The organism is Micromonospora sp. NPDC050276 (assembly GCF_044459545.1).
Taxonomy (GTDB): Bacteria; Actinomycetota; Actinomycetes; order Mycobacteriales; family Micromonosporaceae; genus Micromonospora.
In genome coordinates this window covers 1-20,272 of record NZ_JBITJA010000027.1, presented here as the reverse complement: position 1 = coordinate 20,272, position 20,272 = coordinate 1, and the positions used below count along the sequence as shown (strand labels likewise).

The following is a 20,272-nucleotide window of genomic DNA, read 5'->3' as shown; positions in this document are numbered from 1 at the left end:
CAGGCTCCCTATGTACACGTGTCACGTTTGGTTCGATAACGTCAGGTGGTGATCGGATCCCACGGAATCCGCCTGGCGCCGCAGGTCCTCTGCGCGTCGTACGAGGCCGAAGAACGGCTCTGGATCCGTGATGTGAGCGATGTGTGTCGCACGTGGGAGCTCGATATACACGCCATGCCGGACAAGCTCGGCAAGGCCGCGAGTAGTGCGGCGATCGTGCTCCAGCGAGTTCACGCCGGCCGCCGCGACAGTCGGGACACCGAACGTGAGCGGCTCGAATCCCACGGTGTTGAGCTCGGCGTCGGACATCTCTGCCAGTAGTGCCAGGCCGTCTTCGACGTCGGCGTCCGATCGGCCGGAGTCCCTTGTCACCTCTCGCCCCAGCACTGCGCTGCGCAGTCTCCTGACGGCTTCAGTCGGGTCCTCGGCGTCCGCTTCCCGGACGAGCGCCTCCCATGGCGCCAAGTCGGGCCACCACGGGAGCCAGCGGATCGGCGGCTCGTACACCACGAGCGCACCGGCCAGTGCTGGCGACTGCCCGAGAGCATTGAGCGCGACCAAGCCGCCGTAGCTGTGACCGACGACAATGTCCGGCTGGTACCTCGCCAGGATGTCCTGCAGGTCCGCGACGTGCCTGCCCAGCCCGCACGTGGGGTCCCCGGATCGTCGCGAATGGCCCCATCCGCGACGGTCGTACGCGAGTGAGCGCCACTGAGCTAGGTATTTGCGTGAGCCCCGGATAAAGCTTCCCGACGAGTCGAGCGTGCCATGCACATACAGCACGCTGCCCTCGGTGGCATCCTCCGGGCCGCCGACCTCGACCTGAAGCTGAGACGCGGCCGGCCCTCGCTCGGTGCTCACGCGACAACCCGCGTCGATCGAGGAGGGGCAAGGTGCTGCGACGGTGCCTGTTGCAAGATCTCCTCAGCCAGGCCCTCTGGCGTACAGCGGTCTAGCAGAGACTCAAATCTAATTGAGACGCCGAACCTCTCGTTGATCAGGATGAATAGCTCGGCGGTGGATAGTGAGTCCCCGCCGAGTGAGTAGAAGTCGGATTGATCTTTGACCCGGTGGAGCGGCAGCCGCAAGCACTGGGCGAACAACTGGGCCACGGCCCAGGTCACGCGGGCCTGGTTCCACGCCGTGTCCGCGTAGTCGGGATGCTCGGCTGCCTGCAATGTCGGGGTGCCCGGGTCGCTGCCGGTAAAGCGATTGTCGCGTCCGCTGACCTGAGGGATTTGCCAGTCGGCCTTGCCGTTGATGGTGCGCCCGCTGTCTTCGACCTGCTGGATCTCGGTCGGTATCATCGGAGGGTACAGGCGTGGCGAGAGGAATCGCCGCAGAGCTTCTTCGTCGAGCGTGCCTTCGGCGACCACGACGCTGGCTCTCAACTGCCCCTCTGCCTCGTAGACGGTGCAGGCGGAGACCTGCGGGAACTCGGCGATGACGTTCTCCACCTCGTTCAGTTCGATTCGGTGGCCTCTGATCTTTACCTGCCGATCGGCTCGTCCGATGAAATCTAAGGTCCCGTCCGGTCTCCATCGGCAACGATCACCCGTGCGATAGATGAGCTGGCCGGGCCTGTCCACGAAAGCGTCCGTCGCGAACCGCTCCTCCATCAGTTCAGGGCGGTTAATATAGCGACCTAGACCGATGCCACCGATACACAGCTCTCCCTCTTCCCCGACGGGCACGGGACGATCGCCGTCGAGCACGTACACCCTTTTGTTCGTCGCCGGCCGACCAATCGGCGGCCTATCGTCGCTGTCGCCGCACTCGTGCCACGCGGTCAGCGCCGCCGCTTCCGCCGGACCGTAGATGTTCAGGAAACGTCGATGCCGGCCACGCCATTTTCGAACGATGGGTGAAGCTAGTCGTTCGCCAGCCGCAGCCCCGATCCTGAGGTCGGGAAGGTCGGTGTACGGCAGACTCGACCACACCGACGGCGTCATGATGACGGAGGTGATCCGTCGGTCCTTCAACGTCATAGCCAGCGGGGGGCCCACTTGCAGCTTCGCGTTGTCCGCGAAAACGAGGGTCGCTCCTGACAGGAGGGCCAAGACGATGTCCGAAATGCAGCCGTCGAAGTTCGGCGACAGGAACTGCAGCACCCGGTCGGTGGGGCTAAGACGAAAGATGTCGTTCAGTCCCTCGTGAAGGTTCGACACACCCTCGTGGCTAATGGCGATCGCCTTCGGCCGGCCGGTCGATCCGCTCGTGAAGACAACATAGGCGGTGTTTCCTACGTTGACTCCGGTGACCGGCGCTGACTCGTGGTCCGGTGAGGTCGAGACGACCACCGTAGGTGTGCGTAGCGAGAAGGCTTGGGACGTTGCGAACGACGCGGCGTCGGTTAACACCAGGGACGACTTCGACTCCTCCAGCATTCCGGCGAGTCGGTCCCGGGGGCAGGTGACGTCGGCCAGGACGAAGGAGCCACCCGCCTTCGCGACGGCGAGCACGGCACAGACGAAGTCGGTCCTCCGTTCCATCACGATGGCGACGACTGTTTCCGGCTGCACGCCGAAGCTGCGCAACTGATATGCGAGTGTGTTGCTTCGGCGGTCCAACTCGCGATACGTTAGAGCTTCGGTCTCAGCTTCTACCGCGATTCTGTCCGGCTGCAGCTTCGCCTGTTCGGAGAATTTCACGTGCCAGGGATCATGGTCGGCTTGACCCCGGACGGTGCCGCTCCAACGCAGGGTGGCTGCGACCTCAGGGGTTCCGCTTCGCTGCCGATCCGCATGACCGTGTGTATACGCGGGGCGAGAAGGAGAAGCAGAATCCGCGGGCCGGTCCCCTTGCCGGCCGAGCCGGACCGGCGCCGAAGCCAGACAGCGGGTGTTGGCGTGGGGACCCCAACGCAAGGCGTCGGAATCTCCGTCAAAGCTGTAATCTGAATATTTGTCAAGGAACTGGAGAATCGCTATGCCGGCGAGACGCTCGGCGTACGGTGCACCGATGCAGTAGTGGCGACCGAGGCCGAAGCCCAAGTGCCGGGCCTCCCTACGTCGGATGTCGAAGGACAGTGGATCCGTAAATTTCCGTGGATCCACGTTCGCTGCGCCGAGGTGCACGAGGACACTTTGGCCGGCCGCGATCTCGTGACCGCCGAGAAGTGTTGTCTGCGTGACCCGACGTGCGAGGTACTGGCTCGAGCCGTCCAACCTCAATATTTCGTTCACGGCTGAGTCGATGAGATCGGGGTCTTCGCGAAGAAGCCGTTGTTGTTCGGGATGTCGGTCGAACAGGCGCAACCCAGTCGATACCAGATGGGTCAACGTCTGGTAGCCACCACCGGCAAGGACAACACAGTTCGCCGCGACTTCGTACAGGTGCTCGTCGACACCAGACTTGTCGAGTTCGTGCGGACGCCCTGCTCGGACCAGCGCACTGAGAAGGTCCTCCTGCTCACCGTCCATCCGGCCACGGCCGGCCGCCTGCAGGGCTGCTAGTGCGTCGGTAAGCACCGGTATGACTGTCTTATCGCGTATGTCGGGCAGGGCGGAGACGCTGCCGAGGAGGGCTTCGTAGGCGTCCGCCCACCGGGATATCTCGCTCTCCCGCCCCTCCATTCCCAACAGGGCGGCGATCAGCGGCGAGGAGAGGTTGGCGGCGAAGTCGGCGATTATGTCCGCGGTTCCGTGTGCTGGTAGACCTGCCAGTGCCCGACGGACGATGTCCTGCATGGCGTGGCTCCAGGCCCGAACACGGGAGCCGGAGAAATGCTCCCGGAGAGCTTCACGGACGGCGGTATGAGCAGGTGGGTCCTTGAAGATGAGTTGCTTCTGCAGCATCCCTACGACGTCAGCGGCTTCCCCCAGCCCTCTGCTCTGCAACTCCTCTGAGTTGATCAGCCTGGCGGACGAGAAGATGGCGTGACGGGTCAGCACCTTCACCGACTCCTCATAGCCGGTGCAGACCCAGACCCGACTGGTTTCGTCGTAGAACACCGGGCCCAGTTCCTGGATCTGCCGGATATAGCGGTGCGGGTCCGCGATCACTTCCGCTCGTTGGAGGTTGTGGAGGCCGTGCCTTTTCCTGTCATAGACGCGACCGCCTACTGCTGGTTCCGTCGATCGGTGCTGATCTTCGTGCGGCGCGGATTTCATAGACGCCCTCCTTCCCGAAGGCACGGTGGAAGCTTCTGTGGTCCCGGACCCGGGTGCCGCTCGGCAGGTCAACCGATAACTATGATCGCTGGCCCGTGATCATCCCGTGCGGCGTCCAGCCACTGAACTGCGTGCGACTGATGTTCTTAAAGCCGGCCTCGCGCATACAGTTCTCATGCTGTTCCCACGAATAGATCATGCCGCCTTCCGAGGGCAGGGACGCGAAGTAGACGCTGTCGAGAGCGGCCACCGCCGGTCCATCGCCTTCGTCATTCGACATCGAGTTGGTGATGACCAGCTGGCCACCGTCAGGCAACGCCTGATAGGCCCGACGCATCAGATGCGTGTTCTCCTCAAGCGTCCAGATGACCATCTGGTGGGCGAAGAGAATCACATCGCACTGACTAGGGAACGGATCGTTGAACATATCGCCCTCGACCACGTCGATCTGGTCACTGAGTCCCTCGTCGGCGATCCGTCGCTTGGTGATTCGCGTCGTCGCCGGAATCTCCATGACCGTGACCTGGAGATGTGGGTTCGCTTTCGCGAGGGCGATGGCGTTGACGGCGTCTCCGCCACCGCAATCGAGCAGGTGCTTCGCCTCACTCAGGTCGAGTTCCCTGGTCAGCTCCCTGTTCGCGAGCTCCGACCAGGACCGCATGTAGGTGTAGAAAACCCGCTCGAGTTCGGGGTTCTCCGACAAGCGGTGGTAGAGGTTTGCGCCGGCGCCACGGACTCGGCGCAGGCCCACGTTCCGGTTGTGCCGCAGCGACTCCGTGAAGTCGAGTTGCCCCTCGTAGACGATGTACTGTTCGAAGGCGACAGTGTCCTTCAAGCGCTGCAGATCGCCATTATCCTTCATGTCGGCCAAGACCCGTGCGACCTCGTATCGGCCGTCCGTCTTTTTGGTGAGGCCGAGTGCCGTACAGCCGAGCAGAAGAATGTCGTTGGCCCGCTCGTCAAGGCCGAGGCGTTGGCCGATCTCCGGCTTCGTCAGCTTGGGGTCGTCGAGCAGGACGTCCAACAACCCCAGCTCGCAGGCGGCATTCAGATACTGAAATGCTGCGTGCCCGAACAGTACCCGGGTGAGGGCGTCCATGGTCAGGTCGGAGGGTGCGGCTGCGGTGGTGACCGAGTCAGTACTCACGGTGAGGTGAACCTCCATGCTGGGACAATGGGACAGAGAGTCGATTGCGATTGTCGCGACGCATCGTGAACTCGCGGCATTCCTACCTTGGCCGCAGCAGTTCTACCCGCACTAGGCACGATGGATATCGCTGCCCGAAAGCGAGTTTGCGAGGCATTGGATGCGCCCTACCCTGCGGGCGGGCAAATAAGTTCAGCTACAGAAAAGCCAGGCATCCGCCTCGTCGTAGCCGCAGGCGGAGCCCCACCCCTGGCATGGTATTAACCAGGCTCGGAATGGCTGCTGTCCGTCCTAAAGGCGCGACTAGGTGCTGACACGCTTCATGAATCTCCCCGTATTCCTGAACGCCGATTTGCATTCACTGGCTTGATCTAGAGCGAAACATGCACGACGGTCCGTGTCAACATCGACTTCGGTGAGTGACGACGGTTTGTGCCGTTCCCGACGACGTGCTGGTGCGCAGGGAGGTCAGCACCCCGTTCCCTCCTGCGGTCCGGCCGAGGGCTAACACCGCGAGGTCAGCCGACGTGCCGCGCCTGGCATGGCGTAAGCCGGAGTCGGGGACGCCGGAGTATCGCCGTTGCGGGTCGGCAATCCCGTGCGTAGTCGCTTAGCGTGATTACAAGATCGCAGAGGCAACACATCGGCTCGTGCCGGCCGAGCGGATCATCGGACCGTTCCGACGTCCCCGCCGCAGTCAGCCCTAACCACTTGACCAGCTTCGCGAACAGCCGGGTCAGCCAGTCCGGGCTCACCGGCCGCCCGTTCGCGTGGACGAAGATCTGGCCCATCGGATCAACCTCACCGAATCGGCGGCGCTGCTTGCGCCACAACTCTGAGATCAGTTTCACCGTGGCCTCGTCGAGAACCATCCCCTTCACGGGCGGGCGACCGGCTTATGCGCCCGGCGCAGGCGCACGGCTGCGAGGCGACGATGGTGCTGTCAGCTGAGCATCCGGCCTAGCGTTTGGTGTCGGACTCAGCGAGCGTCGGGGCCGCAGCTGCGGTGGAGTCGCTGGCGTTGAGCGGCCACGGCTCGCGGGCCGGACGTGAGGGGCGGTCCATCACGGTCACCGTGGGCCCGTCGGGGAGGGTGAGCGTCGGTCGGGGAAGGTATCTGTGCCGGAGGTACAGGTCCTGAGTGGTGGGAAGGGTCTCGGTCCAGGCGGGCAGGTTGATGCGGTCGAGGCGGGCTTCGTGGTGGGTGAGCATCGCCGCGCCGAGGCCACGCCGTTGGGCGTCGGGGCGCACGGCGAGGATCGCCAGGTGGTGGTGTGGGTCGGTGGGCCGCTGCTGGGTGAGAAGTTGGTCGAGGATGTCGAAGCGCTGGGCGTGGGTGCCGGCGGCGGTGTCGAGGCGGCTCTGGTAGTTCGCTGGCGGCGGGATGGGCCGGTAACGGTGAAAGGTGACTGCGGTAGCGCTCAGGTCGTCGATGATCTGGATGTCGCCGTGGAACATGGCGTGCTCTACCCAGATCGCCGCGACGTCGGCCAGGACGCGGCGGCGCGCGGCCGGGTCGGGCACCAGCCACTGGGCGAGCGGGCTGGGGGTCACGGCGTCGGCGATAAGTGCGGCGACGGGTTCTTTGTCCGCCCAGCGGGCGGTACGGATGCGCGGAATGACGTCCATTGGTTTCTCCAAGCACGGCGGGCAGATGGATTACTGCCGGTGGGGTCCGGGGGTCCGGGGGTCCGGGGGTCCGGGGGTCAGCGGTATGCGGCGGTGGCGAGATCCCCCACGGCGGCATCGACCGCCGCGGTGATGTCGCGTACCGGCTGGTAGTGCTGGTCGGCGATGGTGCGTAGCTGTGCGGCGAGCACGGCGGTGTCATCGGCGAGGTAGAGATGGTTGAGCAGCCCGAGGGTCGTGACCAGCCCGGCGAGCGCGGCGGTGTGGTTGTCAGGCTGGTTGCGGCCGGTGGCGATGTAGTGCAGCCGGGCGCGAGCGACGACCGGCCACTTGACGTCCACGAGCAGGTAGCGGTCCGTGCGGGCAAGCCCACCGAAGCGGCGGCGCTGCTGGTGGCGCAGTATCCCGCCGGCGACCAGGCCCGCGCGGGTGCGCTCGTACAGAGCGTCGGCGAACCCTCGCACCCAGCCGCGCAGGGACGGGGCCGGGCGCGCGTGTCGGATCGACGAGAGCGCGCTGTCGGCAATCAGGTCGCCGACCGGCTCGTGCAGGCACAGCCACAACCGCCGCTCTGCGCCCGGCTGGTCGTCACCATCGGCGGGGTCGAACGCGACGCGACCGGCGAGGAACAGGTCGATCAGGACCGCGCCGGCGAGGCCGAGGGCAAGGGCCTGACGGTGGACATGCAGCTGGCCGGTGTCGTCGTCGTGCCCGAGCAGGAACAACTCGTCGCGCAACGGCAGCCGGGGAGGCAGGGCGGTCATCAGCTCACCCCTGCTCTACCGCAGCCCGGCGGCCCGTTGCCGCAGCCGGGCGTGCACGCCGTCGTGAACGGGCTGCGGCTGCGGAAGCAAACCCTTGTCCACCGCGGCGAGGACCGTGTAGTTCGGGTCGCAGACGTTCCCGATCGGCGCCCGGCCTGCCTGCGACATCAACTGGTAGGCATCGAGGTCGTCCAGCCCGGTGAGCTGACTCGTCCAGGCGACGAGGTCGCGGTGAGCGACGCGGTACGCGTCCTCCAACGGCCGGGCGCAACCGATCGACATGATCTCCCGGTCGGTCTCCAGCCGCGGCCACGCCGTCGACACCCCCTTGATCACCTCGACTGTCAGCGTGGTGACGGTGGCGACCTCGACGCCGACGCCGCACGCCTCGCCCTCACCTTGACGGGCATGCCCATCACCCAGGGCCAACATTGCCCCGTGCATGTTCACCCCGAAATACACCGTGGTGCCCGCCCGCAGCTCGGGAGTGTCGAGGTTGCCGCCGTGCCTGTCCGGGACGATCGTCGAGCGGACTTCCATGCCGGCGGGAGCCACACCGATCGTGCCGATCATCGGCTCCAGCGGCAGGTCCACGCTGTGACCGCTCTTGGTTGCGTGGAACCGCACCACGACGGCCTGCTGGTCAATGTCGTACCGCCACACCCTCTCTTCAAGAGGAGGCTGCAAGGATGCGGTATGGGAGGTCGACGTCAGCGCTCCGAAGTGCGGAAACGTGGACGACACACCCCAGTTCCTCGCCGGCACGATCGACACGACATGGACGGCAAGGGTGTCCCCCGGTTCGGCGTCCTCGACGAAGAACGGCCCGGACGCCGGGTTCAGGTACGGCATCCGGCACACCTGCGACGGCAGGTCTGCCGGCCCGCGGACGAGGCCGCCGAAGCAGTCCTCGGTATGCACCTGCAGGATGTCGCCGGAGCGGACGTGGGCCACTGGCATTCGGCCCCCGAAGGTGTAGGCGAACTCGTCGCGAACCGGCCGGTAGATGATCGTGTCCACGGCCGTCACACCCGCTCCACGTCACGCGCCGGCGCCTGCGCGGGGGCCAGACCTGACAGGGCGGGCCGACGCCCGGACGCGTACAGGCCGGCGAGAACGACGACCCCGAGGGCGAGCCACGCCAGGCCGAGGCGCTGCGCGGCGATGTTCGCGTTGACCACGACATAGGCGAGGATCGCGAACCCGACAACAGGCATCACCAGGTGCGCCCACCAGTTCCCGCTCCGCCGCCGAATGAGGTGATGCACGACCACCGAGACGTGCAGGACCAGGAATGCCACCATCGCCCCGAAATTGATCAGCGACGACAGCAGGGTGATCCCGTCCGCCCGGGTCGCTAAGTACAGGCCCAGGGCGAGGGACACGAACCCGGTGAGCAGAGTCGCGTTGATCGGCACGTTGCGGCGGATCGACACCTTCGCCAGGAACGCCGGCAGTTGCCGGTCCCGGGCCATCGCGTACAGCAGTCGCGAGGTGGCGACTTGCGCGACCATCGAGTTCGGCAAACCCCACGCGATTGCCGTCGTGACCGCGCACAGGGTCGCCAACCAGCCGCCGCCCGCCACCTGCGCGGCGTCGTAGAAGGCAGTGCCGTTCGGATCCCCCTCCGCAAGAAGACCGGCGGGGTCGGGGGCGAGCATCGCGGCCAGCCACGTCTGGGCGACGAACAGCACCCCGGCCAGGACCAGGACAGCGGCCATCGCCCGGCCGATCTGCCGGGAGCCACCCTTGGACTCCTCGGCCAACATGCTGATTCCGTCGAAGCCCAGGAACGACAGCACCGCGATCGACACCGCCCCCGCCACCACCGACCAGGTGAACGTGTCGGCGTTGTAGAACGCCGCCCAGCTGAACCGGCCCTTCCCGGTCGCGAGGGCCCAGCCGGCGACGGCCAGGAAGATCGCCAGGACGATCAGTTCACCGACGAGCATCACCCGAGTCACCACCGCCGTCATGCGGATCCCCACCGAGTTGACGACCGTGTTGACCGCGACGAACCCGAGGAGCCACAGCCACACCGGCACCGCCGGCACGGTGGCGTGCATTGCCACCGACGCCACCAGATACAACAACCCCGGCACGAGGACGTAGTCGAGCAGGATCACCCAGCCGGCGAGGAACCCAACCGGTGGGCTGATGCCGCGGCCGGCGTAGTTGTAGACGCTGCCAGACATCGGGAACGCCTTCACCATCTGCGCGTACGAGAACGCCGTGAACACCAACGCCACCACGCCGATCACGTACGCCAGCGCGATCATGCCGCCGGAGCCGGCGTAGACGCTGCCGAAGATCGCCATCGGCGCGATCGGCACCATGTACACCAGGCCGTACGCGACCAGATCCCGAAACCGCAGTTGCCGGCTCAACTCCTGGCGGTAGCCGTAGCGGGCCAAATCCTGCTCGTACACAACATCCTCCGCGGGTTTCAGGCAACAGTGGAATGGAATGGAAAGTTGCGCTTGCTAAACACGCCGGCTGGGCGAAGGAGCCTCCGCGGCCCTGCCCGCTCGACGGCAGCAGCTGTGGCGCGATGACCGAATGCGCCACCAGCGGCGTGATCAGCGGAGGCATGAGCCTCCTGGCGACAGGCACGGCGGACCTTCCTCGGTAAGTGGTTTCGCTGGCTGGTGAGTACAGCGCAGCGACGGCGACGAGGCCGGCATAGAGCGACCTAAGACGAGATCGATCAATGTCGGCCAGCCCTGCCCAGCAGTTCTGACATTCCGCCAACATTTCCCGGCATCACCAACATCCGCGGCAGATGAATGTCAGCGGATTGTCGGAGATGGACGGCAGCCCTTATCGACACGACCAGCGACAACTTTTGATGAGTGAGTCATCGCCCGCGTCGACGCCGCAGGCGATGAGGGACCGCAGCCGCGATGCGGCGCGACGGTCTGCCGTGTCCACGACCGCTTGGGAGGGCATGCACCATGACCAGTTCATCCATGCCGGAGGTCGGAGAGGTTGGCCGTCGGGCCGCCGAGATCCTCGACAAGATGCAGGCGCACCCGGCCTACGGCCGGCTGCAGAGCTCGTCGATGAAGTACTCCACCTGCTGGGCCACGTTCACCGGCTACCCGGCTATCAGCCGTTGGTCGCTGGAGCGCGACGCCGCTCCACTGCTGGACGAAGCGCTGCGCGTGCTGGCGCTCAAAGCTGCCGTGTTCGAGCTCGCCGGGGGCGACGAGCACGCCGCCGAACTGCTGGTGCCGGCGCCGGTGGACGAGATGATCCACGCCGTGCTGGCCCAGTTCACGCTGATGACGCGCCTGCAGAGCGACCTGGACGTCATCTTCCCTCATGCCACTGAATTGGAGGAGTTCACCTACACCCGCGGCGGCATCACCGACGCCTACTACGCCGCCGCCGGGTGGGGAGAGCAACCACTGCGGTACTGGCTGGACTCAGCCGAGGTGAATCGACGTCTCGGCCTGCTCAACGAGCGCTACCAGGCGGCCGGCCTCGGCCGGGACGGACGCAGCCACGACTTCGACTTCGACCGGAACGAGCCGGTCGCCGCCGGGGTCAGCGGTTAGCCAACTCCACCGACAGCACCCGCCGCAGGGCCGTCACCGCTTCCTTCGCTCCGAACCGTTCGGCGGCCAGCCGCTCGGCGCGGGCCACAGCGGCGAAGATCCCTTCGGCGGGTGCCTCCCGCAAGACGGCTACGAGCCAACCTTCCAGGTCCACCACGTCGGCGGGCAACTCCAGCGCCGCCGCCGTCGGCGCCGGTCGGGGCGCCTGATCGGGGACCAGCTCCCCGTCCGAGGCGTACCGGCCGGTGGGAAGGCCCACCCGGAACGGATGAACGCAAACGGCGACACCGTCCGCGGTTGCCCGCCACCCGAGGTCAGGCCGGTAGGCGAATTCGGGTCCCGGCCGGTCGATGACATCGAACTGGCCCGGCCCGAGCTGCTGAGCCGGACACACCACGCAGGTCTGTTCACACCACTGCGGAAGGGGCCCCGACATGCCGCCGATCGTACGGCAATCAGGAGGTATCAGGGTATGACGGTCTTATCGCCTCCCCGCCCCGCCGCGATCGAACGTGCCCTCCACGACGCTCGAACGTGGTGCGCGGGGCACACCATCGACGACCGACCAGCCCTGGTCCACGCACTGCGCGTCGCAGTAACCATCGGGCAACACGTCCCCGCCCCAGCACAGGACGTCATCGTCGCCGCGCTCCTCCACGACGCACCGGAATTCGCCCCGACAGAAACGGACGTCTACCAAACCCTCACCGCCGCATACGGGATCGAGGTCGCCCGGATCATCGCCGCCCTTCAGGCCGAACACCGCGCCCTTGATGAACCCAACCCGCCCATCCACGTCGACGACCAGTCCGTCCTGCTCGCCTCGACCGCCGACAAGATCGTCGCCCTGACCTCGCTGCTACGCCGGGCCCAGAGCACCGGTAAAGCGCCGGACTTCTTTGACCGGCGTCCGGTGCTGCGCGGGCTACTGTCATACTTCCGGGCTTTCCAACGCGCCGCACATCCTCGGCTGCCAGCCAGCATGTCGGCGCACCTCGACGCCGCCCTCACGCCGCTCGAGCGCGCCACCGCCACTGCTTCTGCACAGCGAGTGAGTACACGGTGAGCAGCGACAAGCTCGACGAGCAGCTCTGCACGCAGCTACGAGGCGACCTGCTCACCGCATCGCGACGGGTGCCAACGCGGCGACACATCATCCAGACATGGGAGCTGTCCTCGGTCGAGCGCTGGTTCTTCCCCGATGACAGCAGCCTGATCTGCAAGATCGCCACCGCACCGTTCACCGGCGAAGCGACCGTCCTTCGCGCGCTCAACAACCAGCAAGCCCCCGTCCCGCTGCTGACCGGCTACACGCTGCGCCCCGACGGGCTGGGCATGCTGATGGAAGACCTTGGCGAGCCGAGCCGGACCGCGACGTCCGCGGAGGCTGCCGCCACGGCCCGATGGGTTCACGCCACTGCCGGCATGCCCGACCTCCCGACCTTCGACGAAGCGGGTTTGGCGCGGCTGCCGGGGCAAGGACTCGACGCGTTAGACGAGCTCCGTCGACAAGGGCGCTTCATCCACAACGCGAAAGGGATCGAAGCGGTGCTGCAGCGACTCGCTGCCACCGCACAACACAGGGCCGACGGTGCCGAGCGACCACCATTCGGGCTGTGCCACGGCGAATTCCACCGCACGTCGCTGCACGTCAGCCGCACCGACTGCCGCCTCGTCGACTGGGCCAAAGCATTCACCGGACCGGGCCTACTCGACCTGGCCACCTGGTTCGGCACCCGCACATCCACCGAACCCCGACTCCTCGCCAGACTTATCAAGGCCTACGTCGCCGCAGGCGGGCATCCCGACGCCGAAGTCGACCGGGGCGGGCTTCCCGCTGTCCGATGGGCGCTGGGCTGGCACCGGGTGTGGGCAGCCTGGTGGCTGCTCACTACCGCCGCCGCTGGCCACTACCAAGCTTCTGCCGATCGGCGCCATACCGAAGTCGTCCTCCGGCAACTCCGAGCCGCAGTGGACCTACTCGGAGCACCGCCGCTTCTCAACACCAGCCGCCCATCACCTACTGCAGGAAGATCCTCGTGAAGCGCCTCGTCGTCGACACCCACGCCTCGTCCTGCTATTTCCGCACCTCCGTCGGTGGCGACGGGCGCAAGGCGTTGGTGCAGGTCACCGAACGGTGCAACCTGCACTGCGCCCACTGCTTCGTTTCGTCGACTGCCACCGGGTCCGACCTGTCCCTGGCAGTTTTTCCCACCCGCGTGCTGCCGCGGCTGCTGGACGCCCGCGTCGAACGCCTCACGCTCACCGGGGGCGAGCCGTTCGTGCACCCCGACCTGATCGCCATGTGCCAGGCAGTAGCCGACCGAGGACTACCGGTGGGCATATGCACCAACGCGACGCTGACCCGCGACGCGGACATCGACGCCCTGGCCGCCCTCGGCAACGTACACATCAACGTGTCCTTCGACGGATTCCGGACCGAAAGCCACGGCAAATTCCGCGGCGACCGGTCGTCGTTCGCCACCACCGTCGCGACCACCCGCAAGTTCGCCGACGCCGGCTTACTCAAGGGCCTGCTGTCCACGCCCAACGCGCTAACCACGCCGGAAGAGTTCGCCGACCTGTGCGCTTTCGCCGTCGATATCGGCGCCGAATACGTCCTGATGAACCCGCTCTCCTCCTTCGGCCGAGGAGTGAAGAGCCGCGGCAAGCTCGCCGCGACCACGACTGCCATGGACGCGATCCGGGCGGTAACCGACCGTTTCGCTGACCAGCTCGATCTCGTACGTATTCGCTTCCCCAACGACAACCTGCCACTGGGTGGCTGCGACGCCGGCAAGCTGATCTACGTCTTCGTCGACGGGCAGGTCGCCGTCTGCCCCTACCTGGTCTTCGCCGCCCGCACACCCGCTTCAACGCACCGCGACACCGAGTTCCTGACTGGCAACATCCTCGACGGGGAGGCCGCCCCCAGCCTCGACGCCTACGACTTCCACACCCGCTACCAACTCGGCGCCAACCCGACCTGCGGCTCCTGCGACATAGCCGGGCAGTGCGGCAAGGGCTGCCCCGCCGCGGTCGTCGCCGCCGGTGGCCGCATCGGCGACGTCGACACCGAGCAGTGCCCCATCACGGCACCCAACGGCCGCAGCTTGCTACCGCTGTCCTCGTCGAAGGGGTGAGCAGTCTGTTCATCGCCGTCGAGGGGCCGAATGGCGTCGGCAAAACCACGATTGCCCGCCTCCTGGCCGACCGTCTCGCCGAACTCGGATCGACCGGGGTCCACCTGACCGGCGAGCCCACCCGCACACCCCTGGGCCAACTCCTGCGCAGGCAGGAATCCTTCCTGCACGGCAAGGCCCTGGCCCTCGCCCTGGCCGCCGACCGCGCCGCGCACATCGAAACAGAGATCATCCCCCGCCTCGACGACGGACTGCACGTCGTCACCGACCGGTACGTCGCCTCCTCGCTAGTGCTGCAACGCATCGACGGGCTCGACCTCGGCGAGATCTGGTCCTACAACCGCTACGTCCTGCCCGCCACCGTCATCTACCTCGAAGACCACCCAGAGGTCATCCGCACCCGCCTGGCAGCCCGACAACACCTGACCAGGCTGGAACTCGCCGGCACACCCGAGAAGGAACTCGCCCTCTACCGCGAGGCCGCAACCCACCTGCACCGGCAGCAGTGGCGCCAACACGTCGTCGTCTGCCACGGCCTCACCCCCGAGCGGGTCGTGGACACTATCCTCGGCCTGCTACCCGCCGACGGCCCCTGACCAGCGAGGCTCACCGTGCTGTCCATCCTGACGATCAACGTGCAGGCCGCCGCACCCGCACGCGCGCAGAACCTGCTGACCTGGCTGCTCCAGCGCGACGACCACCTGGTCATCCTGACCGAAACCAGCAACGGACCCGGCACCCGGCACCTGCTTGCCGGTCTTCGCGCGGCCGGGATGGTCGTCACCCACCAGCCCTCACTCGACGGCGACCGAGGGTGCGCTATCGCCAGCCGTATCCCGACCCGGCCCGCCCCAGACCTCACCGCCGGAATCAGCCTGCCCGGCCGCGCCCCCGCCGTCACCCTCGACACCCACCCCGACGTCACAATCCTCGGCCTCTACGTCCCCTCCAGCGACCGGGCACCAGCCAAACTCGCCAAGAAGCGAGCCTTCCTCACCACCGTCACCGACGCACCCACCCGACTATCCGCCGCCGACCGCGCACACCTGGTCGTCGGCGGGGACTACAACGTCATCAGCCGCGACCACCAACCCCGCTACCCCGGCTTCCAATCCTTCGAGTACGAGTTCCTCGACGCCCTCGACGCACTCGGGCTCACCGACGTCCACCGGACCCTGCACCCGGACGTGCAGGCGTACAGCTGGATCGGTAGAAGCGGCAGCGGCTACCGCTTCGACTATCTCCACGCCGGCGCCGCGCTCATGCCTACGGTGGTGTCCAGCACCTACCTGCACCAGCCCCGCCAGGCGAGGCTCACCGACCATGCGGCACTCACCGCCTGCCTCAACGTCACCGCGCGCGCCGTTGCCGAGCGGCTAACTACTGCCGTGCCAGCACTGTTCTAAACAGTGTCCGCCTCGAATACTGTCTGCGGTCATCGCCGAGTCTGCTTCCCGCCTGTTGCGGGTAGGGAGCCGAGCAGAGCGGAAGGCGGGCTGAGCCTCGTAAACTCGGATTTCCCTGGCTCGTTTCTTTACGGAATCCAGCTAGAGTCGTGACGGTAGGTCACCTCAATGCTCATGTCTTGGTAGCTTGTCCCGCTCGTCCTCCTCGGAGCGTGATCGTGTCCGTTGTCTCACCCCCGGAGATCGCCGAAGCCCGGGCTGACCTCGGCAAAAGACTCGCCGAAGCGCGCAAGTCCGCCGGCTACACGCAAGAGACGCTGGCGCCGCTGACGCACTACGTCCGCAGCACGATCGCGAACGTGGAGCGCGGTCGCCAGAGCATCGGCCGAGACTTCTGGGTTCGTTGCGACGAGATCCTGCATACCGGCGGTGTGCTCGCAGCGGAGTACGACCGGCTCCGAGTATTGGTAACGCGCAACACCGCAGGACATTTCGACGGTGGACGCGCACGCGGGGCTACGTTCGCCACCCGCACAGAAACACCGGCGCCAACGGCGCTTTCCTTGCTCGCGCCCCAGGCAGCAAATGGCGATTTCGCCCCCCAGACGTACGTCGTTGACCTGTGGGCACCTGACGGCAGGTTCTTCCCTGGACTGGCGATACCGGCCTACGTTCATCCTGCTGTGGCCGAGGACGGCCGAGTTCTCGCGGCGGTACCGGCCGGCTATTGCGACGATCGGCTCTTGCGCACACCGCGACGGAGTCTGGTGGTGGGGCGGATCGAAACCGATCAGGGTGCCCAACTGTTCGGCTTGGACGCCCGTCATGCCCGCCAACGCCTCGCCCAGGCGGCCCCTGACGCGCGGCTCGTCATCCCGCAGGCGTATCAGCTTGACGAACTGGTCCTCGCACTGTTGTGGGCTGTGGCGAACCTTGACGAGGCGCTGCTGGCCGACGACGCGCGTATTGAGCAGGCCATCGCTGAACTGGCCTCCTACGAGCTGATGAGCAGATCCGCAGTCAGCCACGATCTTGCCGCGGATCTCAGCGACGTCGGCCAGATGTGGCTCGGGTCGGTCTTCTGCGCCGGACACATCCACCGACACGCAGACGCCCTCACCTCGACCCCCGCCTACTGGACCCGCGAACAGCGTGGCGAGGAAGCCAGCACTTGGCTGCTGTTCGCCCATAAGCAGAGGTATCTGGACCTCACCGCCGCGCGTGCCGGAAGTCACCGCATCATCCGCGCGTTCTGCATTCCTCGCGCGGCAGTCGACGCCTCCCCTCGCGGCGAGCGGATTCTCCTGCTGTTAGCGGTGGCACTGATGGAGTCATACGGCATCGAGGTCGTCATCACCGACGAGCCGGAGTACGCAGGCACACCCGGCTTCGTGACTGACAGCGACCGTCACGCGGTGCTCGCCAACTGGGTCGGCGCCCAAGGCATCTGGCATGTCGACGTCACCGACGACCACCGCACCGTGCGCCAGTACGGCGCGGCCATTAGCCACGCCAGCGGCCGGTCGGTTATCGCCGCTGCGTCTCCGCCCGCACGCCTGCGTGTCCTGACCGAGTACCTGGATCTGAACTGGGAGACGCTCGCCCGGCGTTGCCGAGACCTCGCCGACCAGGGGTGCGCCGCCGTTGTGCAACCCCGCAGCAGACATCTGTCAACCGCCGGCATCGACCGCGCCTGCCGCTACCTCGCCGACGCCGCAGCATCGACCGACTAGGCTTCCGACAGCGATGATCGTCGCCGCGGGGAGGCCAGAACATTGTCATCGGGAAAGCGAGTATCGCCGCGGGTGACGGTCTTCGGGCTGGGCGGCACTATCGCCATGACCACCGCAAAGGGCGGCGGCGTCGTCCCCGCACTGACCGCCAGTGATCTCGTGGCCGCTGTGCCCGGCCTTGCCGATACCGGCATCGCGGTCGATGTCGTCAACTTCCGCAGCCGCCCCGGCGCCTCCCTGACATTCGCCGACCTGGCTGACCTGGCCCGGAGCGTCCACCAGACCGCCGCCGCAGGCACCTCCGGCATCATCATCACCCAGGGCACGGACACCCTCGAAGAAACCGCCTACTACCTGCATCTCCTGCACACTGGACCGCAGCCCATCGTCGTCACCGGTGCCATGCGCAACCCCACCCTCGCCGGTCCAGACGGGCCCGCCAACCTTCTCGCCGCCACCAGGGTCGCTGCCAGCCCTCATGCCCGAAACCGGGGCGCTCTCGTCGTCATGGCCGACGAGATCCACGCCGCCGACCGTGTCCGGAAAACGCACTCTGTCAGCACACAGGCGTTCACCTCACCCAACGGCGGCCCACTCGGCTACGTCGTGGAAGGCGAACCCCGCTTCCTCAGCCACACCGCCCCCCGCCACGCTGTACCGACACCCGTACGCCAGCCGCGCGTGGGCCTCTACACCGCCACAGTCGGCGACGACGCGACTTACCTGTCCGCAACGGCAGCCCACCTCGACGGCCTCGTCATCGCTGGCTTCGGCGTCGGGCACGTCCCAGACACCTGGGTCTCCACTCTCACTGCGCTCGCCCAGCAGATCCCCGTGGTCCTCGCCTCCCGCATCAGTGCGGGACCTGTGCTCACCACCACCTACGGCTTCCCGGGCTCCGAGCGAGATCTCACCGAGCGGGGACTCATTCCTGCAGGCTTCCTCGACCCCTACAAGGCCCGGATCCTGCTCCATCTCACCCTTGCCGCAGGCGCCACCGCCCACGAGACGGCAGCGGCGTTTCGCGCCGTGGCCTACCCCGGCGAGCCGTGGCCATGGCCGCAGCAGCCGGCCACCAACGCCCCGACCGCCTGAAGGAGCCCTCTTGCGCAGCCGCGAAGTCGTCCCCGGACGTACCATCGTCGCCGTCTTCGACCACGGGGAAGACTTCTACGACGCCCTCGACCGCACCTGCCGCACCTATGGCATCCGCCAGGGCTACATCCCCACGTTTATTGCGGGCCTCGCCACCGCGGACATCGTTGGCACCTGCGAACGCCTCGACAACCCCGATGCCCCCGTGTGGACCAAAGTCCACCTGACCAATATCGAGGCCCTCGGCGGCGGCACCCTCGCCTACAACCCCGACACCGAGACCGTCGAGCCGCACATCCACCTCACCGTCGGCTTGAAAGCACACAGCGCCACCGCCCACACCAGCCACCTGCTCGCCGCGACCGTTCAATTCCTCACCGAAATGATCATCGTGGAGATCGCCGAACCACCGATGACGCGCGTCCGCCAAGCCGACCTCTACGAGGTGCCACTCCTGCAGTTCCCATGAAGACAATCGAGCGCGGCGGCGTAACGGAAGCTAGTTGAGGCGCTCGATCAAGGGGGGCGGTCAGCCTGAGCTGCCGCACCCGTTAATCGGGCACCGGTGTCATCAGCAAATCCAGCCTGGCGGTCAGGTTCACAGCCGGGACGGCGTCAGGCGTGGGTTCGACCACGTCAGACCGGGGCCGACATCCTGGCGGCAGCGCTAGCCAGGTTCCAAATCAACGTGTCGTAGGTGTCCACGACGCGCAGCACCGGCACGCTCAGTGAACGAATCATCGCATCGAGTCCGTGCTGCACCTGCTCACCCGAAAGCTGGGAGCTAACCAGGCGCTCCACTTCGACGAACGTGCCTAGGCCGTCGACTACGTCTACGCATACCGTCGCGCCGTCCCATTCGCCGGTCCGGCGCTGCTTGACGATTCGCACGGTTGGCACCCAACCCATCGTGGCGAGAGCAGCGTGCATCGCGTCACGGTCGTGGATGACGCAGTCGTGCTCTAGACACGCCATCTCGTTGTCGACCGGCTTCTTCACGGTGAACAGATGGCGGCCCTCCTGCGTGCGCAGACGCGCGAACGGAACACCGATCTTCGGCATCCCGTACGACCAGCCGGCTGGCGCGTACGCCTGGTCGTCCTGCACCGACGGCTCCGTCAACACCACCTGCCGTTGGGCGAGCGCCGTGATCAACTCTTCCAGGTCGCTGACCTGGTACTTGGCTTCAACCTCATGATCATTTTTCCCTAGCGCACGGGTCACGAGCAGGGAGCATACGAAAGTCGCAGGTCACGCGAGTTCCGGCCAACGCGAGAGCGATGTCGGAATGTTGTCGGAAGAATGTTGGAAGAAGCCGCTGAGTAACCGACGCACCACAGCTCCGCACTAGAGTGTCCTCACGCCACCACGTGTCGCCTCGTGCGGACGTTCGTCTCCATCGGGAGCTGCTGATGCCGAGCGTTCCACCGCAAGAAATTGCCAAGGCATGGATCGCTCTTGGCCAGCTGCTCGCCAGCAGCCGTAAGGCCGCCAGTTACACGCAAGAAGCGTTTGCGCCTCTTGTCAACTACGGACGAAGCACGATCGCGAACGTGGAGACTGGCCGTCAGCGAGTGGGGCGAAACTTTTGTCAACGCCGCTCCAAACCTGACCACCGTGGTCCGGCTGAAACTGGACCACCTCGGTTGGTTGATCTTTAGTCGTTGGTCTTATTTGCTGCAG

General features: G+C 66.3%; 20 protein-coding genes. 10 read left to right on the top strand and 10 right to left on the bottom strand.

The features are described 5' to 3' along the window. Nucleotides 1-21: 21 nt before the first annotated feature. The 8 genes from ACIBF8_RS31125 to ACIBF8_RS31090 all read right to left on the bottom strand — a co-directional run bounded on the left by ACIBF8_RS31125 (nucleotide 22) and on the right by ACIBF8_RS31090 (nucleotide 10,081). Nucleotides 22-861: an alpha/beta fold hydrolase gene (locus ACIBF8_RS31125; protein ID WP_396787484.1), complete on the bottom strand. Its 840-nt coding sequence runs from the start codon at nucleotides 859-861 to the stop codon at nucleotides 22-24. After that, complete coding sequence (locus ACIBF8_RS31120) at nucleotides 858-4,112, bottom strand: amino acid adenylation domain-containing protein (protein WP_396787483.1); 3,255 nt, start codon at nucleotides 4,110-4,112, stop codon at nucleotides 858-860. The genes ACIBF8_RS31125 and ACIBF8_RS31120 overlap by 4 nt, the downstream gene beginning before the upstream one ends. 79 nt (nucleotides 4,113-4,191) lie before the next feature. Beyond that, nucleotides 4,192-5,277 carry a methyltransferase gene (locus ACIBF8_RS31115; protein ID WP_396787482.1) on the bottom strand — a complete coding sequence of 362 codons (1,086 nt, stop codon included), beginning with the start codon at nucleotides 5,275-5,277 and terminating at the stop codon, nucleotides 4,192-4,194. A 500-nt stretch (nucleotides 5,278-5,777) separates the two neighbouring features. Then, complete coding sequence (locus ACIBF8_RS31110) at nucleotides 5,778-6,131, bottom strand: hypothetical protein (protein WP_396787481.1); 354 nt, start codon at nucleotides 6,129-6,131, stop codon at nucleotides 5,778-5,780. Between the two features lie 88 nt (nucleotides 6,132-6,219). Then, nucleotides 6,220-6,888 (bottom strand): GNAT family N-acetyltransferase, encoded by a 669-nt coding sequence (locus ACIBF8_RS31105; protein ID WP_396787480.1) that lies wholly within the window; start codon nucleotides 6,886-6,888, stop codon nucleotides 6,220-6,222. Between the two features lie 77 nt (nucleotides 6,889-6,965). Continuing rightward, nucleotides 6,966-7,652, bottom strand: a complete 687-nt coding sequence (locus tag ACIBF8_RS31100) for a GPP34 family phosphoprotein (RefSeq protein WP_396787479.1) — start codon at nucleotides 7,650-7,652, stop codon at nucleotides 6,966-6,968. A gap of 15 nt (nucleotides 7,653-7,667) precedes the next feature. Then, nucleotides 7,668-8,681: an acetamidase/formamidase family protein gene (locus ACIBF8_RS31095; RefSeq protein ID WP_396787478.1), complete on the bottom strand. Its 1,014-nt coding sequence runs from the start codon at nucleotides 8,679-8,681 to the stop codon at nucleotides 7,668-7,670. Continuing rightward, the gene (locus tag ACIBF8_RS31090; RefSeq protein ID WP_396787477.1) at nucleotides 8,678-10,081 is read right to left on the bottom strand and encodes an APC family permease; all 1,404 of its coding nucleotides are present in this window, start codon (nucleotides 10,079-10,081) and stop codon (nucleotides 8,678-8,680) included. Before ACIBF8_RS31090 ends, ACIBF8_RS31095 begins: the two co-directional genes overlap by 4 nt. Nucleotides 10,082-10,606: 525 nt before the next feature. Between ACIBF8_RS31090 and ACIBF8_RS31085 the strand changes: the two genes are divergently transcribed. After that, nucleotides 10,607-11,212, top strand: a complete 606-nt coding sequence (locus ACIBF8_RS31085) for a hypothetical protein (RefSeq protein WP_396787476.1) — start codon at nucleotides 10,607-10,609, stop codon at nucleotides 11,210-11,212. On the opposite strand, the gene ACIBF8_RS31080 is transcribed toward ACIBF8_RS31085, so the two are convergent. Beyond that, nucleotides 11,202-11,648, bottom strand: a complete 447-nt coding sequence (locus ACIBF8_RS31080; protein WP_396787475.1) for a hypothetical protein — start codon at nucleotides 11,646-11,648, stop codon at nucleotides 11,202-11,204. The genes ACIBF8_RS31085 and ACIBF8_RS31080 overlap by 11 nt on opposite strands. 36 nt (nucleotides 11,649-11,684) lie before the next feature. On the opposite strand from ACIBF8_RS31080, the gene ACIBF8_RS31075 reads away from it, so the two are divergent. The 8 genes from ACIBF8_RS31075 (at nucleotide 11,685) to ACIBF8_RS31040 (ending at nucleotide 19,058) form a co-directional block, all read left to right on the top strand. Continuing rightward, nucleotides 11,685-12,278, top strand: coding sequence for a metal-dependent phosphohydrolase (locus ACIBF8_RS31075; RefSeq protein ID WP_396787474.1), 594 nt, complete (start codon nucleotides 11,685-11,687; stop codon nucleotides 12,276-12,278). Next, nucleotides 12,275-13,255 (top strand): aminoglycoside phosphotransferase, encoded by a 981-nt coding sequence (locus tag ACIBF8_RS31070; protein WP_396787473.1) that lies wholly within the window; start codon nucleotides 12,275-12,277, stop codon nucleotides 13,253-13,255. Before ACIBF8_RS31075 ends, ACIBF8_RS31070 begins: the two co-directional genes overlap by 4 nt. Then, complete coding sequence (locus ACIBF8_RS31065; RefSeq protein ID WP_396787472.1) at nucleotides 13,252-14,355, top strand: radical SAM protein; 1,104 nt, start codon at nucleotides 13,252-13,254, stop codon at nucleotides 14,353-14,355. Before ACIBF8_RS31070 ends, ACIBF8_RS31065 begins: the two co-directional genes overlap by 4 nt. After that, a complete protein-coding gene (gene tmk / locus ACIBF8_RS31060) occupies nucleotides 14,352-14,951 on the top strand; it encodes a dTMP kinase (RefSeq protein WP_396787471.1) in 600 nt (199 codons plus the stop codon). Before ACIBF8_RS31065 ends, tmk begins: the two co-directional genes overlap by 4 nt. Nucleotides 14,952-14,966: 15 nt before the next feature. Next, nucleotides 14,967-15,761, top strand: coding sequence for an endonuclease/exonuclease/phosphatase family protein (locus ACIBF8_RS31055; protein ID WP_396787470.1), 795 nt, complete (start codon nucleotides 14,967-14,969; stop codon nucleotides 15,759-15,761). Nucleotides 15,762-15,973: 212 nt separating this feature from the next. After that, nucleotides 15,974-17,494 (top strand): multiprotein-bridging factor 1 family protein, encoded by a 1,521-nt coding sequence (locus tag ACIBF8_RS31050; protein ID WP_396787469.1) that lies wholly within the window; start codon nucleotides 15,974-15,976, stop codon nucleotides 17,492-17,494. A 72-nt stretch (nucleotides 17,495-17,566) separates the two neighbouring features. Then, nucleotides 17,567-18,589: an asparaginase gene (locus ACIBF8_RS31045; protein WP_396787468.1), complete on the top strand. Its 1,023-nt coding sequence runs from the start codon at nucleotides 17,567-17,569 to the stop codon at nucleotides 18,587-18,589. A gap of 10 nt (nucleotides 18,590-18,599) precedes the next feature. Further along, nucleotides 18,600-19,058 carry a PCC domain-containing protein gene (locus ACIBF8_RS31040; protein ID WP_357171141.1) on the top strand — a complete coding sequence of 153 codons (459 nt, stop codon included), beginning with the start codon at nucleotides 18,600-18,602 and terminating at the stop codon, nucleotides 19,056-19,058. 167 nt (nucleotides 19,059-19,225) lie between these two features. On the opposite strand, the gene ACIBF8_RS31035 is transcribed toward ACIBF8_RS31040, so the two are convergent. Further along, nucleotides 19,226-19,813: a class IV adenylate cyclase gene (locus tag ACIBF8_RS31035; RefSeq protein ID WP_396787467.1), complete on the bottom strand. Its 588-nt coding sequence runs from the start codon at nucleotides 19,811-19,813 to the stop codon at nucleotides 19,226-19,228. A gap of 188 nt (nucleotides 19,814-20,001) precedes the next feature. Here ACIBF8_RS31035 and ACIBF8_RS31030 point away from each other — a divergent pair, with 188 nt between their 5' ends. Continuing rightward, on the top strand, nucleotides 20,002-20,250 hold the full coding sequence (locus ACIBF8_RS31030; protein ID WP_396787466.1) for a helix-turn-helix domain-containing protein: 249 nt from the start codon (nucleotides 20,002-20,004) through the stop codon (nucleotides 20,248-20,250). Nucleotides 20,251-20,272: the final 22 nt, after the last annotated feature.

Excerpts from the sequence above, each read along its gene's own strand:
- ACIBF8_RS31120 (WP_396787483.1), bottom strand. The coding sequence starts at position 4,112 with ATGAAATCCGCGCCGCACGAAGATCAGCACCGATCGACGGAACCAGCA.
- ACIBF8_RS31115 (WP_396787482.1), bottom strand. The coding sequence starts at position 5,277 with ATGGAGGTTCACCTCACCGTGAGTACTGACTCGGTCACCACCGCAGCC.
- ACIBF8_RS31105 (WP_396787480.1), bottom strand. The coding sequence starts at position 6,888 with ATGGACGTCATTCCGCGCATCCGTACCGCCCGCTGGGCGGACAAAGAA.
- ACIBF8_RS31110 (WP_396787481.1), bottom strand. The coding sequence starts at position 6,131 with ATGGTTCTCGACGAGGCCACGGTGAAACTGATCTCAGAGTTGTGGCGC.
- ACIBF8_RS31075 (WP_396787474.1), top strand. The coding sequence starts at position 11,685 with ATGACGGTCTTATCGCCTCCCCGCCCCGCCGCGATCGAACGTGCCCTC.
- ACIBF8_RS31030 (WP_396787466.1), top strand. The coding sequence starts at position 20,002 with ATGCCGAGCGTTCCACCGCAAGAAATTGCCAAGGCATGGATCGCTCTT.
- ACIBF8_RS31080 (WP_396787475.1), bottom strand. The coding sequence starts at position 11,648 with ATGTCGGGGCCCCTTCCGCAGTGGTGTGAACAGACCTGCGTGGTGTGT.
- ACIBF8_RS31100 (WP_396787479.1), bottom strand. The coding sequence starts at position 7,652 with ATGACCGCCCTGCCTCCCCGGCTGCCGTTGCGCGACGAGTTGTTCCTG.
- ACIBF8_RS31085 (WP_396787476.1), top strand. The coding sequence starts at position 10,607 with ATGACCAGTTCATCCATGCCGGAGGTCGGAGAGGTTGGCCGTCGGGCC.